This is a genomic window from Streptomyces sp. NPDC107575, from assembly GCF_055657265.1.
Window position 1 is genome coordinate 1,087,269 of record NZ_JBVKBG010000003.1, and the last position, 15,388, is coordinate 1,102,656.

Below are 15,388 nucleotides of genomic sequence, written 5' to 3' on the forward strand. Positions count from 1 at the left end.
CTATCTACGTAGCCGTAACCTTACCCAGCAGTAAACTTACTAGGCGGTAAGGTCGCGATAAGCAACGACCCGACTGAATGGAGAGTGGACCCATGAGCGGTGCCGAGGAGATCGCGGCGCTCGACTTCGCGAGCGTCACGCCCGAGGAGTTCGCACGGATCGTGAAGGGTCTCTCCGCGAAGGAGATCAACGAGATCGCGCGGGACGAGGCGCTGCGCACCCGGGTCCTCAAGGAGGTCTTCGGGCGCATGGAGCGGCAGTTCAAGCGGGACGTGGCGGGCTCCCTCGAAGCGCTCATCCGCTGGAAGGTCACCGGCCAGGACGAGGTGCCCGAGGCGGTCTACGAAACGAAGATCTCGAACGGCACCTGCACGGTCACCGAGGGCCGCTCGGCCGCGGAGCCGCGCGTCACGCTCATCATGGGCGACGCCGACTTCCTCAAGCTGGTCTCGGGCAACTCCTCGCCCGTCACGATGTTCATGATGCGCAAGGTCAAGATCGCGGGCGACGTGGCCCTCGCCTCCGGCCTGACCCGCTACTTCGACATCCCCAAGGCGTGAGGAAAGAGGCTCCGGACCATCATGGCTTTCTCTCTTGAACTGGGCGAGGAACAGCGCGATCTGCGGGACTGGGTGCACGGCTTCGCCGCCGACGTCGTGCGGCCGGCGGCCGCCGAGTGGGACGAGCGCGAGGAGACGCCCTGGCCGGTGATCCAGGAGGCCGCGAAGATCGGCCTGTACGGATTCGAGTCCCTCGCGGAGATGTTCGGCGACCCGAGCGGCATCTCGCTGCAGATCGCCAACGAGGAGCTGTTCTGGGGCGACGCGGGCATCGGCATGGCCCTCTTCGGCACGTCGCTCGCGGTGGCCGGCATCTTCTCCGCCGGGACGCCCGACCAGCTCGCCGAGTGGGTGCCGCAGTGCTACGGCGACGAGGACGACCCCAAGGTCGCGGCGTTCTGCGTCTCGGAGCCGCAGGCCGGTTCGGACGTGGCGGGGATGCGCACGCGCGCCCGCTACGACGAGGCGAAGGACGAGTGGGTGCTGTCCGGCCAGAAGGCCTGGATCACCAACGGCGGCATCGCGAACGTGCACGTCGTCGTCGCCTCCGTCGACCCGGACCTCGGCTCGCGCGGCCAGGCGGCCTTCATCGTGCCGCCGGGGACGCCGGGACTCGAAGGCGCCAAGAAGATAAAGAAGTTGGGCCTACGGGCGTCCCACACGGCCGACGTCTTCCTCGACGACGTCCGCGTCCCGGGCCACTGCCTGCTGGGCGGCAAGGAGAAGCTGGACGCGCGCCTCGCACGGGCCCGCGAAGGCACGCCGGGCTCCCGGGGCCAGGCCGCGATGTCGACCTTCGAGGTCAGCCGACCGACGGTGGGCGCGCAGGCGCTCGGCATCGCGCGCGCCGCGTACGAGTACGCGCTGGAGTACGCGGGCGAGCGGGAGGCGTTCGGCCGCCCGATCATCGAGAACCAGGCGATCGCGTTCGCCCTGGCGGATCTGCGCACGGAGATCGAGGCGTGCCGGCTGCTGATCTGGCAGGCGTCCTGGATGGCCCGCAACGACAAGGTCTTCGACGCGGGCCAGGGCTCGATGTCCAAGCTGCGCGCGGGTGAACTGGCGGTGGCCTCCACCGAGAAGGCCATCCAGGTCCTCGGCGGCGCCGGCTACAGCCGGGAGCACCCGGTGGAGCGGATGTACCGGGACGCGAAGATCTACACGATCTTCGAGGGCACGAGCGAGATCCAGCGGCTCGTGATCGCGCGGGCGATCTCGGGGCGGCAGATCCGCTGAACCGGGGTCCGGGGTCCGGGGCCGAGCCGGGGGATCGGTGCGGGCCGGGTTCAAGGGACTGTGACGCAGGATGACCGTCTGGCCGTCATCCCGCGTCACAGTCCGCCCGGCCTCGCTACGACACCACGTCCTTGCGCGCGAAGCCCCGGAACGCCAGCGCGAACAGCACCACCGCGTACGCCACGGACACCGAAGCGCCCTGGATCATCCCGCCCCATTCGGGCTGTGTCTGGATCGCGTCCGCCCACGCGAACTGCCAGTGCGCGGGCAGGAAATCGCGCCAGTCGCCGAGCGCGGTGACCGCGTCGAGGACATTGCCGACGATGGTCAGGAAGACCGCGCCGCCGACCGCGCCCAGCGGGTTGTCCGTCTTGGTGGAGAGCCAGAACGCGAGCCCCGCCGTGACCAGTTGGGACACGAAGATGAACGCGACGACCAGCAGCAGCCGCTGCACCGCCGTGCCCGCGGGCAGCGCCCCGCCGGTCGGGATGTCCAGCGGCCCCCAGCCGTACGCCACCGCGCCGACGCCGAGCGCGACCAGCGGGAGCAGCAGCATCGCGGCGAGGCTGAGCCCGAACGCGACGGCCAGCTTGGACCACAGCAGCCGGGCCCGCGGCACCGGAGCGGCCAGCAGATAGCGCAGGCTCGACCAGTTCGCCTCGGAGGCGACGGTGTCGCCGAAGAACAGGGCCACCGGGACGACCAGCAGGAATCCGGCGGACACGAACAGGCTCGTCGCCGCGAAGTTCGCCGCGGACGCGGTGGCGGTGTCCATCAGGTTCACGCGCTGTCCGCTGTCGCCGCCGCCCGCGCCCGGCTCCCCGCCGATCGCGAACGCGGCGACGAGCACGAACGGCAGCAGCGCGAGCACCGCGCCCATCACGAGCGTGCGCCGCCGCTTCACCTGGCGCACGAGCTCCACGCGGAGCGGGAGCGTGCGCCGCGGCCGGTAGCCGTGCGCGAGTTCGGGCACGTCGCGCGCCCCGGTCTCGGCTCCGGTCGTCGTCATGCCGGGGTCCCTCCGATCAGGGTCAGGAACGCGTCCTCCAGGCGGCGGTGCGGGCCGAGGGAGCGCACCGGCACGTCGAGCCGCACCAGCTCCGCGACCAGACGGGCGGCCGGGTCGGAGCCGGTGGCCGGGTCCGTGGCGGGGCCGGGTTCCGGTATGAGGCGGACGAGCAGGCCGTCGTCGACCCGCACCACCGAGTCCACGCCGGAGAGGCCGCCGACCTTCTCCACGAGCGCGTCGGAGACCTCGCCCGCGATGCCGACGAGCAGCGTGTCCCCGGAGCCGACGATGTCCGCGACGGGGCCCGCCTGGACGAGCCGGCCGCGGTCCATCACCACGAGGTGCGTGCAGGTCTGCTCGACCTCGGCGAGGAGGTGGCTGGAGACGATGACCGTGCGTCCCTCACGCGCGTAGCGGATCATCACCTCGCGCATCTCGCGGATCTGCGGCGGGTCGAGCCCGTTCGTCGGCTCGTCGAGGATCAGCAGGTCCGGGAGGCCGAGCATGGCCTGGGCGATGGCGAGGCGCTGGCGCATGCCCTGCGAGTACGTGCGCACCGCGCGCGTAAGGGCGTCGCCGAGGCCCGCGATCTCCAGGGCCTCGTCGAGGTGCGCGTCCTCGGCGGGGCGTCCTGTGGCCTTCCAGTACAGCTCCAGGTTCTCGCGCCCGGAGAGGTGCGGGAGGAAGCCCGCGCCCTCGACGAAGGCGCCGACGCGGGACAGGACCGGGGAGCCGGGCCTGATCGCGTGGCCGAAGACCCGGATGCCGCCCTCGTCGGGGCGGATGAGGCCCATCAGCATGCGCAGCGTCGTCGTCTTGCCCGCGCCGTTCGGCCCGAGGAGGCCGAGGACCTGGCCCTGCTCGACGCGGAAGGACAGGTCGCGCACCGCGTACCGGTCCGTGGACCCCGCGTACTTCTTGCTCAGGTCCGTGATCTGGAGCGGGACCTCGGCGAGCGCCGGGTCGGGCGCAGGCGCCGACGTCCGTCGCCGGGCCGTGAGGAGCAGCCCCGCCGCGACGGCGAGCGCCCCGGCCGGCAGCCACCACACCCAGGCGGGCAGCGGCTCGTCCTGTGTCCGTACGCCGGGGGCGGTGGGCACGCTCAGGCTGTCGTGCACGGAGACCTGGTACGTCGCCGGCTCGTTCGGCGACGCGTAGCCGAGGTCGGTCGCGGAGAGCACGAGCCGCAGCTTGTGGCCCTTCTGCACCTCGTGGTCGACGGCCGGCAGCGTGATCCTCACGTCCTTGCCCGCGCCGTCCGCGCCGGTCACCCGCAGCGGCGTCACCAGCTGCGAGGGCAGCACCTGGCGCGACCCGTCGGGCCCGGAGTCGTACACCTTCGCGAACAGCACGGCCGTGCCGGTGGAGGACTTCACGTGTGCGGTGACGGTCGGGGAGCCGGTGATGCGCATCGGCTTCTTCAGCGGCGCCGAGTCGAAGCGCGCGAACTGGCCGGGGTACTCCAGGGAGAATCCGACGCCGAGCGACGACGACAGGTTCGACACCTTGCCGAGGCCCGGCACCGAGGAGATCGACGGCGGTCCGCCGCCGGGCGGGTTCTGGAAGGTCTCGGTGGCCGACTTCAGCGGCACCCCCGTGCGGCGCTCACCGCGCAGGCCCGGGTACAGGTCGCCGCTCGCGCCGCGCAGCGTGGCCGCGCCGTCCGTGGAGTCGACGCCGCCGGTGCGGGTGACGCGGAACGCGGGGCCCGTGTCGACGTTCTCGTCCTTCAGGTAGCGGTCGAACCAGGACGTCACGCGCTCGTGCAGGCGGTCGAGCTCCATGTCGCCGCCGTCGTGCCCGCCGTTCAGCCAGTCGACCTCGACCGGTGCGCCGTTCGCCTTGACGTGGCGCGCTATCTCGTCGGCCTGGCCGAGGGGGAAGAGCGAGTCGGTCTGGCCCTGGGCGATGAACGTGGGGACCTTGATGCGGTCGCCGACGGCGACGGGGCTGCGCTCCTCCAGGAGCTTTCGCGCCGCGTCGTCCGGCTTCCCGGCGACGGCGACGCGCTTGTACATGTCGCACAGCTTCTGCTCGAAGCGGCCGCAGGCGAGCCCGGCCTCGCTGGTGCGGGTGCCGAGCTGCGCGGAGCCGGAGGTGAAGAAGGCGCCGGCCCACAGCTTCTTGAAGACGCCGTCGGGGAACAGGGCGTCCGCCAGGTTCCAGTACGTGATCTGCGGGGCGATGGCGTCGACCCGCTTGTCGTGGCCCGCCGCGAGCAGCGAGACCGCGCCGCCGTACGAGGCGCCGCTGACGCCCACGCGCGGGTCGCCGGGGCGGTCGAGCTCGACCTCGGGGCGCTTCGCGAGCCAGTCGGTCATCCGGGAGACGTCGGCCACCTCGTGCTTCGGGTCGTTCAGGCCGATCTTGCCGCCGGAGCGGCCGAAGCCGCGGGACGACCAGGTCATGACCGCATATCCGTGGGCGGCGAGCTTCTCCGCCTCGGCGCGGACGTCGGCCTTGCTGCCGCCGAAGCCGTGCGTGAGCAGGACCGCGGGCCGCTTGTGGGACGGGTCACCCGCCGTGAAGTACGAGGTGTCGATGCGCACGCCGCCGCCCATCGGCATCATCCGGTCCTGCCGGTGCGGGGCGGGCGCGTCGTCGGAGCCGGATGCGGCGACCGCCGTCCAGCTGCCTGCTCCCGCGAGCACCACGAGGGTGGCCGCGACGGCGATCCACCGTCGCGGCCAGCCGCGGATTCGCTCACGCCACTCGCGCCGTCGAAAAGACATGCGCTCAACGGTATGCGCACCCACCGACAACCTCCGCATCCGGTGGCCCGCGCACACGCCACGGGGCTCCGCCCCGGACCCCGCGCCTCAAACGCCGGCGGGGCTTGATCTGGCCGACCGAGCCTTGGGCAATCTGCCGCCTTGGGCGGCAGGGTGGGCAAGGCGGCGCACGGTGCGGCGCAACGATGGCAACGGCTTCAGCCCCGGTTCCGCAATATCCTGCAAGCGCTCGCAGCGTGCGTCAAGGGTGCGCGTAGGACGGGGAGTTGGCAGGAAGGACCCGTTCCGGAAATCGCTGCGCAACCCATTGACCGGCCTGCGAGCGCATGCAAACGTCCCTCCTCGACAGCGCCCACCACCGAGCCGCTCGTGGAGGCCCCCTATGGGCAGTGCCGCCCCCTCCCGTCGCACCACCCTGTCCGCCCTGCTCGCCTCCGGCCTCGGCGCCGCGCTGACCGCCTGCGGCGGGCCCGCACGCTCCGTCGGCGCCGGCGGCAACGTAACGCTGCGCTACTTCTTCTGGGGCGACAGCGGCCGCGCCGACCTGATCAACAAGTGCATCGCGGTCTTCGAACGCGAGCACCCCAAGATCAAGGTGAAGTCGAGCTTCGCCGCGTTCGACGCCTTCTGGCCCAAGCTCAGCACCGCCGCCGCGGGCGGCAACCCGCCCGACGTGATGCACGTCGACTACGCCTGGATCCGCACCCTCGGCGAGCACGGCGTCCTCGCCGACCTGGGCCCCCGCATCGGCTCCGGCAAGGAGATCGACGCGTCCACGGTGATCCCCTCGCTGCGTACGGCGGGCGAGGTTGACGGCCGCCGCGTCGCCCTGCCCCTGGGCGCCAACTGCGTGTCCCTGATGTACGACGCCAAGGCGTGGTCCGAGGCCGGCGCCCGCAGACCGACGGGCCCGATGAGCTGGGACGCGTTCATGGAGGAGTCCCTCAAGGTGACCCGCCACGGCAGGCGCAGGGGCAGCCCCGTGCAGTACGGCATGGACAACCCCGGCCAGAACTACATGGGCCTGGAGATCTGGATGCGCCAGCAGGGCCTCCAGATGTGGACCGAGAAGGGCGCACTCGGCTTCGACCGGGACGACATGCGCCGCTACCTCACCCTGGTCGACGGCTGGCGCAAGGAGGGCGCGCTGGCCGGCCCCGCCGCCGTGCTCGAATCGCTGCCCGGCTTCCCCATCACCACCCGCAGGGCCGCCTCCTACCTGGAGTGGGACAACCAGGTCGGCGGCCGCAGCGACATGCGCGGCAGCACGCTCTCGCTGGGCACCGTCCCCAGCGACACCGGCCGCTCCGGCATCTACGCCAAGCCGGGCATGCTGATCGCCGCCGCCGCGCAGAGCCCGTACCCGAGCGAGAGCGCGCGGTTCATCGACTTCATGGTCAACGACCGGCGGGTGGCGAAGATCCTCGGCACCAACATCGGCATGCCGCCCACGACGAGCCAGCAGGGCGCGGCCGACACCTCCGACCCGAAGGTGCGCCAGGTCCAGGCGTACGAGAAGCGGGTCGCGAAGACGCTGGCGCCGACCCCGCCGCCGCCCGCCGACGGCGGCGCCTCGCTCAACGTCTATCTGCAGCGCGTCGCCGAGAAGCTCTTCTACGGCCGGATCTCCGTGGACCAGGCCGTGGACCTCTACTTCGACCAGTCGGAGGTCGTCCTCGCCTGACGGCGGGACCCCCACCAGGCTGCCCCCTCCCCCTCGAAAACGTACGGAGTCCTCATGGCCTCTACGACGACGACCGACGCCGCGATCCCCCGCGCGCGCCGCGGCGACGCCCCCTCGCCCCCGCCCGGAAAGCGCCGCCGGTCCGCGAACGACCGCTCCGCGTACGTCTTCCTCACTCCGTGGATGATCGGCGCGGCCGTGCTGACGCTCGGGCCGATGCTGTTCTCGCTCTACATGTCGTTCACGGACTACAACCTGTTCGACGCCCCGCGCTGGATCGGCCTCGACAACTACAAGCGGATCCTGTTCGACGACCCCGAGGTCCGGGACACCGTCGGCGTGACGCTGCTCTACGTCGTCGTGGCGACACCCCTGAAGCTGATCGCGGCGCTCGGCGTCGCCCTGCTCCTCCACACCCGCCGCAAGGGCCGCAACTTCTACCGCGCCGCCTTCTACATGCCGTCCCTGATCGGGGCGAGCGTCGGCGCGGCCATCGTGTGGCGGCTGCTGTTCTCCACCGGCAGCGTCGTCGACCAGTTCCTCGGCGCCTTCGGGATCCACACGGGCGGCTGGATCTCCAACCCCGACTGGTCGCTGATGTCCCTGGTCGCACTCTCCGTCTGGCAGTTCGGCGCGCCCATGGTGATCTTCCTGGCGGCGCTGCAGCAGATCCCGCGCGATCTGTTCGAGGCCGCGGAGATCGACGGGGCGGGGCCCTGGCGCCGCTTCATCTCGGTCACGGTCCCGATGCTCTCCCCGGTGATCTTCTTCAATCTGGTCCTGGAGATGGTGCACGCCTTCCAGATGTTCAACTCGGCGTTCGTGCTCTCCAACGGCACCGGCGGACCCGCGGGCTCCACCCACGTCTACTCGATGTACCTGTACGAACTCGGCTTCAACGACTTCCGGATGGGCTACGCGGCGGCCCTGACCTGGGTGCTGCTCCTGGTCGTCGGCGTGATCACCGCGGTGCTCTTCAAGACTTCGGGCCGCTGGGTCCACTACGCGGGTGAGGAGAAGTGACGATGGCCTCGACCACCACCACGGCCGGCACGCGGTCGACCTTGTGGCACGTGGGCGCGATCGCCCTGCTGCTGGTCCTCCTCTACCCGGTGTTCTGGGTGTTCACGGCGTCCGTGAAGCCCGCCGACGAAATCATCTCCAGCTTCAACCTGCTTCCCTCGGAGGTCAGTTGGAGCGGATTCGGCACGGCACTCGAAGGCATCGCCGAGGTCCCGGCCTGGCGCTTCTTCAGCAACTCCCTGCTGCTCGCGGTGGGTTCGGTGATCGGCAACGTACTGTCGTGCTCGATCGCCGCCTATGCCTTCGCGCGGCTGCGGTTCCGGGGGCGCGGCGCGATGTTCGCGGTGATGATCGGCACGATCCTGCTGCCGACGCACCTGCTGCTCATCCCGCAGTACACGATGTTCCAGAAGGTCGGCCTGGTCGACACGTACGTGCCGCTGCTGCTGGGCAAGTTCCTCGCCACGGACGCGTTCTTCGTGTTCCTGATGGTGCAGTTCGTGCGCAACCTGCCGCGCAGCCTCGACGAGGCGGCGCTGATCGACGGCTGCGGGCACTTCCGGATCTTCGGCCACATCGTGCTCCCGCTGCTGCGGCCGGCCCTCATCACCACGGCGATCTTCACGTTCATCTGGTCCTGGAACGACTTCTTCGCGCCGCTGATCTACCTCCAGTCGCCGGAGAAGTACCCGCTGCCGGTGGCGTTGCGGCTGTTCGTCGACTCGACGAGCAGTCAGGACTACGGGGCGATGCTCGGCATGTCGGTCCTGTCGCTGCTGCCGGTGATCGCGTTCTTCGTGGCGTTCCAGCGGCTGCTGATCGAGGGTGCGGCGACGTCCGGGATGAAGGGATGAGCGGCGTGGCGGACACGGGTTCGGTGGCGCGGCGCGACACCCCGTACGGCGAGCGGTTCACGCTCTTCGCGGAGGTGCTGTGGATCGGGGTGCTGGTGGCGGCGGGTTCGCTGTTCGTCGTCACGTGGCCGGCGGCGATGGCGGCGGGGTGCGCGGCGGTACGGCGGTGCGTGCCGGACGGGCCTTCGCCGGGCACGGCGCGGCGGTTCGCGGCGGACTGGTGGGCGGCGCTTCCTGGCGGGGCGGTAGTGGGGGCGGTGGGGCTCGCGGTCCTCGGCTTCCTGGGCGCGGACCTTCGCCTGGCGGCGGTCGCGGGCGACGTTCCGTTCTTCGGCGTACTGGCGGTGGCGATCGTCGGGGTGGCTGGGGCGGTGGTCGTGTACCAGGTGCGGATGGCGGCGGTCTGGTCGTCCACGGGGCGCTGGTCCCGTCCCGGGCGGGACGTGTCGGGGTCGGCGATGCTCGCCGGGGCGGTATTCGTTTCGGCGGTGTGTGTATGGCAGTTGACGATCCTGGCGCCCTTGGTGACGGGTGTCCTGGCCCTGGCGGCAGTAGCGGTCGACCGCCGCAACGCCACGGGGCTCCGCCCCGGACCCCGCGCCTCAATCGCCGGCGGGGCTTGTTTGGAAGGTGGACCTCATGCGTGACCAGCACCGTCCCGGGGCCGCCGCCCCCAGCGCAGAAGAGGTCGCCGAGGCCGTCGGGGTCTCGCCCTCCACCGTCAGCCGGTGTTTCGCCTCGCCGCACCAGGTGCGGCCCGAGACCCGCGCCCGGGTCCTCGCGGCGGCGGAACGGCTCGGGTACCGGCCCAGCCGCATCGCCCGCTCGCTCGCCGAGGGCCGCACCCGCACGCTCGGGCTCATCGTGCCCGACATCGCCAATCCGTTCTTCGCGGTGATCGTGAAGGCCGTGCAGGCCCGCGCCCGCCGCAAGGACTACGCGGTGTTCCTCGCGGACACCGACGAACACCCCGACGACGAGTACGAGTTGGCGCTGACGCTGGCCCGCCAGGTGGACGGGCTGCTGCTCGTCGCCCCGAGGATGGAGGGCGCCCGGCTCGCCGAGGTCGTCCGGCAGGTGCCGAGCGTCGCCGTGAATCGGAGCGTGTCCGGCGTGCCGTCCGTCGTCGCGCCGAGCGAGGACGGACTGCGCCAGGCGGTGGCGCATCTGCACGCGCTCGGCCACCGCCACCTCGCGCTCATCCTGGGGGCCCGCAACTCCTGGTCGAGCGAGCAACGCGGCCACGCCGTGCGGTACGCCGCCGAGCAGCTTGAGCTGAAGGTCACCGAGTTCGGCCCGCACGAGCCCAAGTTCCACACGGGCGCGCAGGTCGCCGACCTGGCCCTGGCGGCGGGCGCCACCGCGATCGTCGCGCACAACGACCTGATGGCGCTCGGCGTACTGTCGCGCCTCGCCGACCGGGGAGTACGGGTGCCCGACGACGTCAGCGTCGTGGGCGCCGACGACACCCTCCTCGCCACCACGGCCACCCCGGCGCTCACCTCGGTCCGCATCCCGCTCGACGCGCTCGGCGAACGCGCCGTCGACCTGATGCTGCGCCGCCTCGACGAACCGGACCGCGTACCCGAACAGCTCTCCCTGGACAGCGAGTTGATAGTCCGCCGCTCCACAGGACCAGCCCCGCGAAAGGAATCCTGACCCCATGAAGCGTGCCGCGATCATCGGTACCGGTCACCGTGCCCAGATGTACACCCGGGCCCTGGCCGCCCGCCCCCACTACGACGTAGCCCTTCTCGCGGACCCGAGCCCGACCCGTATCGCCCACCACAACCGGCTGCTCGGCTCGCTCGGCCGCGCGGAGGCGGCCACCTGCGACCCGTCCGACTTCGCGGCCGCCCTCCGCGCGCACCGGATCGACGAGGTCGTGGTCACCACCGTCGACGCGACCCACCACACGTACATCAACACGGCGCTCGAAGCCGGCTGCCGGGTGGTGACGGAGAAGCCGATGACCACGGACGCGGAGAAGTGCCGCGCCATCCTGGAGACGGTCGAGCGGACCGGCGGTGAGCTGTCCGTGGGGTTCAACTACCGCTACAACCCGGCCCACGAGAAGGTCTGGCAGCTCCTCCACGACGGCGCGATCGGCGAGATCCGCTCGGTCCACTTCGAGTGGCTCCTCGACGTCCGCCACGGCGCCGACTACTTCCGCCGCTGGCACCGCGAGAAGCAGCACAGCGGCGGACTGCTCGTCCACAAGTCGGGACACCACTTCGACCTCGTCAACTGGTGGCTGGGCGCGGCCCCTTCGCGGGTGTACGCGGAGGGCGGGCTCGTCTTCTACGGCCGTGACAACGGCGAGCGCACCGGCCTTCGCCGCGACTACGTGCGGGCGCACGGTTCGGACGCTGCCGCCGACGACCCGTACGCGATCCACCTCGCCGACGACCCGAACCTCAAGTCCCTGTACGTCGACGCCGAGGCGGCGGGGGACGGCTATGTGCGCGACAGGAACGTCTTCGGTGACGCCATCGACGTCGAGGACGACCTGTCGGTGCTCGTGCGGTACGACTCCGGGGCCACGATGACGTACCACCTCACGGCGTACTCCCCCTGGGAGGGCTACCGCGTGATGTTCAACGGCACGGCCGGCCGCCTGGAGCTGGAGGTCGAGGAGAACACGTGGCAGCCGCCGAAGGTCACCGTGGGCGGGGAGGGGGCGTCGCACGGCGGGGTGGTCATGGACCGGCCCGGGCGTACGTCGATCCTGCTGCGGCCGCTGTGGGAGGCGCCGCGGGAGATCCCGTACGAGTGGTCGGCCGGGTCCCACGGAGGTGGGGACCTGCGGATGCTGAAGGAGCTTTTCGGGCCGCTGGGTGACGGGTCCGACGACGGGGCTGCGCCCGCGGCGGGGAAGGGGGCCACCGCGCGTGACGGGGCGCTTGCGCTTGCGGTTGGCGTTGCCGGGAACTCGTCGTTGGTTTCCGGCCGGCCGGTGGAGACCGGTCACCTGTGGTGACGGTCGCGGGGCTCTGCTCCGGGCCCCGCGCCTCAATCGCCGGCGGGGCTTGATCTATCAAGCCCCGGGAGCGCAACCCCGGCTCGCGGCGTCAGTCGGTCGGGACCGACACCAGCCACCGCGAGTCCTGGCGCGGTCGCAGGTAGAAGGCCCAGTACAGGGTGGCGATCGCCATGATGCCGCCCGTCCACAGGAGGTACGTGACCTCCTGTTCGATCAGGATGTAGATCATCAGCGCGATCAGGACCACGGGGATCCCCGGCCACAGCGGCATCCGCCAGGCCGGCTGGTCCTTGTGGGCGCCGCGGCGGGCGAACAGGGCGGCAACCGCGACCAGCAGGTACATGCCGGTGACGGAGACGCCCGTCACGCCGTACAGGGTGTCGAGGTTGACGAAGCAGAGGGCCGCGCCGGGGACGCCGACGGCCAGGGTCGCGACCCACGGGGAGCCGAAGCGGCCGAGGCGGGAGAGGGCGTTGTTGACCGGTCCTGGCCAGGCCTTGTCGCGGGCCGAGGCGAACAGGACGCGGGAGTTCTGGATGACCATGACGATGCCCGCGTTGATGATGGCGAGCGCGACGCAGAGCGAGACGAACGTGCCGACCGCCGAGTTCGACCAGGCCACGACCATGCTGCTGATGTCGCCCGAGGTGAGCGCCGAGAGGTCCTTGGCGCCCATCGTGATCGCGACGACCGGGACCAGGATGACGACGGAGGAGATCGCGAGGGTGGCGAGGACCGTGCGGGCCACGGACTTGCGGGGGTTCTCCAGTTCCTCGGAGAGGTAGACGGCCGTCGAGAAGCCCTGCGTGACGAAGAGGGCGATGGCGAGGCCGGAGACGACGAGCATGCCCGTCACGGCGTCCGTGTGGCCGTTTCCGCCCGCGACCTGCATCGAGCCGAGCGAGTCGACGCCGCGCTCGCTGTGCGCGAAGCCGAGGACCGCGACGAGGGCCGCCGCGATGACCTCCAGGACGAGGAAGATGCCGGTGATCCACGCGTTGGCGCGCAGGTCGAGCAGGCCCGCGAGGGTGGACAGGAGCATCACGCCCGCGCCCGTCATCGCCGGGTCGAGGTGGATCAGCGGCTCCAGGTAGTCCGCCGTGCCCATCGCGATCACCGGCGGGACGATGAAGACGACGAGCAGGGACAGGACGAAGACGAGCCAGCCCGCGAGGCGTCCGGCCAGCGTCGAGACCATCGCGTACTCGCCGCCCGCGCTGGGGATGAGGGTGCCCAGCTCCGAGTAGAGGAAGGCCACGCCGATACAGATCAGCGAGCCGACGGCGATGGTCAGGGCGGTGGCGGTGCCGAGGCTGCCGAACAGGTCGGGGACGACGACGAAGAGCGAGGAGGCGGGCGTCACGCAGGAGAGCGTGAGCAGGGTGCCTCCGACGACGCCGATGGAACGCTTGAGCTTCTGGGCCTGGGGGGCCGACTCCGGCGGGGAGGGGGGAGCGGCGGAGCGAAGCGTGTCGGTCATGAAGCGGTTCCGATCGACTCGTGCGACAGGGCTGCGCCATGCAACCCCGCCGATATCCGAACGTCAACGCCCGTTTCCCTTCGGAATCCGCACTACCGTTTCCGCCAACTGCGCGCGATTCTTAAGGTGTTCGCAAAGTCAACCGCTGTAGATACAGCGACTCCCGTAAATGACCTTCGTATCCAAGGTCACATACGGGAGTCGGGTTACGCCGCCCGGTTCGTCCCCTACGTACGGGAACCGCAGCCGGAGCGCGGAAGTTCACAGTGAACTGTCCGCACTCCGGACGTGCGGGCCGCCCTCAGTGGTTGCTGGGGAAGCCCAGGTCCACGCCCGCGGGGGCGTCGGCCGGGTCCGGCCAGCGGGTGGTGACGACCTTGCCGCGGGTGTAGAAGTGCGTGCCGTCGTTGCCGTAGATGTGGTGGTCGCCGAAGAGGCTGTCCTTCCAGCCGCCGAAGCTGTGGTAGCCCACCGGCACCGGGATCGGGACGTTGACACCGACCATGCCGGCCTCGATCTCCAGCTGGAAGCGGCGGGCGGCGCCGCCGTCCCGGGTGAAGATCGCGGTGCCGTTGCCGAACGGGGACGCGTTCATGAGGGCCACGCCCTCCTCGTACGTCTCCGTGCGCAGCACGCACAGGACCGGGCCGAAGATCTCGTCCTGGTACGCCTTGGCGGTCGTCGGGACGTTGTCGAGCAGGGAGAGGCCCACCCAGTGGCCGTTCTCGAAGCCCGGCACCGTGTACTCGCTGCCGTCGAGGACGACCTCGCAGCCCTCGGCCGCCGCGCCCTTCACGTAGGAGGCGACCTTGTCGCGGTGGGCGGCCGTGATGAGCGGGCCCATCTCGGACGTCGGGTCGTTGCCGGGGCCGATCTTGATCTTCTCGGCGCGCTCCTTGATCTTCGCGACGAGCTCGTCGGCGATCGAGCCGACGGCGACGACCGCCGAGATCGCCATGCAGCGCTCGCCCGCCGAGCCGTACGCGGCCGAGACCGCGGCGTCGGCCGCCGCGTCCAGGTCGGCGTCCGGAAGGACCAGCATGTGGTTCTTGGCGCCGCCGAGGGCCTGGACGCGCTTGCCGTTGGCGGAGGCCGTGGCGTGGATGTGGCGGGCGATCGGCGTCGAGCCCACGAAGGAGACCGCGGCGACGTCCGGGTGCTCCAGGAGGCGGTCGACGGCGACCTTGTCACCGTGCAGCACGTTGAAGACGCCGTCGGGCAGACCCGCCTCGGTGAGCAGCTCGGCGATCTTGACGGAGGCCGAGGGGTCCTTCTCGGAGGGCTTGAGCACGAAGGTGTTGCCGGTCGCGATGGCGATCGGGAACATCCACATCGGCACCATGGCCGGGAAGTTGAACGGCGTGATGCCCGCGACGACACCCAGCGGCTGGCGGATCGAGGAGACGTCCACGTTCGTGGCGACCTGCGTGGACAGCTCGCCCTTCAGCTGCACGTTGATGCCGCAGGCCAGGTCGACGATCTCCAGGCCGCGGGCCACCTCGCCGAGCGCGTCCGAGTGCACCTTGCCGTGCTCGGCGGTGATCAGCTCGGCGATCGCGTCACGGTTGGCGTCGAGCAGCGCGCGGAACCGGAAGAGGATCTCGGTGCGCTTGGCGAGCGAGGACTGGCCCCACGACTTGTACGCCTCCTTGGCGGTGGCGACGGCCGCGTCCACCTCCTCGACGCTCGCGAAGTCGACGTGCGTGGTGACGGCGCCGGTCGCCGGGTCGGTCACCGGGCCGTGATTGCCCGACGCGCCCTCGACGGTCTTGCCGCCGATCCAGTGGTGGACCAACTTCGTGTCAGACATACGGGCAACTCCTGTGA

12 protein-coding genes are annotated in these 15,388 nt (G+C 70.9%); 8 read left to right on the forward strand and 4 right to left on the reverse strand.

Annotation, left to right across the window (positions count from 1 at the left end):
• Positions 1-92: 92 nt before the first annotated feature.
• Complete coding sequence (locus ACZ7L4_RS18115) at positions 93-560, forward strand: SCP2 sterol-binding domain-containing protein (RefSeq protein WP_472103581.1); 468 nt, start codon at positions 93-95, stop codon at positions 558-560.
• 18 nt (positions 561-578) lie between these two features.
• Positions 579-1,796 (forward strand): acyl-CoA dehydrogenase family protein, encoded by a 1,218-nt coding sequence (locus ACZ7L4_RS18120; RefSeq protein WP_472104056.1) that lies wholly within the window; start codon positions 579-581, stop codon positions 1,794-1,796.
• A 115-nt stretch (positions 1,797-1,911) separates the two neighbouring features.
• Here ACZ7L4_RS18120 and ACZ7L4_RS18125 read toward each other — a convergent pair whose 3' ends face one another.
• Both ACZ7L4_RS18125 and ACZ7L4_RS18130 read right to left on the reverse strand, forming a co-directional pair.
• Complete coding sequence (locus ACZ7L4_RS18125) at positions 1,912-2,805, reverse strand: ABC transporter permease (RefSeq protein ID WP_472103583.1); 894 nt, start codon at positions 2,803-2,805, stop codon at positions 1,912-1,914.
• Positions 2,802-5,537: an alpha/beta fold hydrolase gene (locus tag ACZ7L4_RS18130; RefSeq protein WP_472103585.1), complete on the reverse strand. Its 2,736-nt coding sequence runs from the start codon at positions 5,535-5,537 to the stop codon at positions 2,802-2,804. Before ACZ7L4_RS18130 ends, ACZ7L4_RS18125 begins: the two co-directional genes overlap by 4 nt.
• Positions 5,538-5,919: 382 nt before the next feature.
• Here ACZ7L4_RS18130 and ACZ7L4_RS18135 point away from each other — a divergent pair, with 382 nt between their 5' ends.
• Genes ACZ7L4_RS18135 through ACZ7L4_RS18160 form a run of 6 tightly spaced genes read left to right on the forward strand, consistent with a single transcriptional unit; the run spans position 5,920 to position 12,078 of the window.
• Positions 5,920-7,221 carry an ABC transporter substrate-binding protein gene (locus tag ACZ7L4_RS18135; protein ID WP_472103587.1) on the forward strand — a complete coding sequence of 434 codons (1,302 nt, stop codon included), beginning with the start codon at positions 5,920-5,922 and terminating at the stop codon, positions 7,219-7,221.
• Positions 7,222-7,275: 54 nt separating this feature from the next.
• Positions 7,276-8,244, forward strand: coding sequence for a carbohydrate ABC transporter permease (locus ACZ7L4_RS18140; protein ID WP_472103589.1), 969 nt, complete (start codon positions 7,276-7,278; stop codon positions 8,242-8,244).
• 2 nt (positions 8,245-8,246) lie between these two features.
• Entirely contained in the window at positions 8,247-9,098 is an 852-nt protein-coding gene (locus ACZ7L4_RS18145) for a carbohydrate ABC transporter permease (protein ID WP_450813776.1), read from the forward strand.
• 5 nt (positions 9,099-9,103) lie between these two features.
• On the forward strand, positions 9,104-9,745 hold the full coding sequence (locus ACZ7L4_RS18150) for a hypothetical protein (RefSeq protein WP_472103591.1): 642 nt from the start codon (positions 9,104-9,106) through the stop codon (positions 9,743-9,745).
• A complete protein-coding gene (locus ACZ7L4_RS18155; protein WP_472103593.1) occupies positions 9,738-10,757 on the forward strand; it encodes a LacI family DNA-binding transcriptional regulator in 1,020 nt (339 codons plus the stop codon). The genes ACZ7L4_RS18150 and ACZ7L4_RS18155 overlap by 8 nt, the downstream gene beginning before the upstream one ends.
• A 4-nt stretch (positions 10,758-10,761) precedes the next feature.
• Positions 10,762-12,078: a Gfo/Idh/MocA family protein gene (locus ACZ7L4_RS18160; protein ID WP_472103595.1), complete on the forward strand. Its 1,317-nt coding sequence runs from the start codon at positions 10,762-10,764 to the stop codon at positions 12,076-12,078.
• Positions 12,079-12,169: 91 nt separating this feature from the next.
• On the opposite strand, the gene ACZ7L4_RS18165 is transcribed toward ACZ7L4_RS18160, so the two are convergent.
• On the reverse strand, positions 12,170-13,561 hold the full coding sequence (locus ACZ7L4_RS18165; RefSeq protein ID WP_472103597.1) for an APC family permease: 1,392 nt from the start codon (positions 13,559-13,561) through the stop codon (positions 12,170-12,172).
• Between the two features lie 301 nt (positions 13,562-13,862).
• On the reverse strand, positions 13,863-15,371 hold the full coding sequence (gene mmsA / locus ACZ7L4_RS18170) for a CoA-acylating methylmalonate-semialdehyde dehydrogenase (protein WP_472103599.1): 1,509 nt from the start codon (positions 15,369-15,371) through the stop codon (positions 13,863-13,865).
• Between the last annotated feature and the right edge of the window lie 17 nt (positions 15,372-15,388).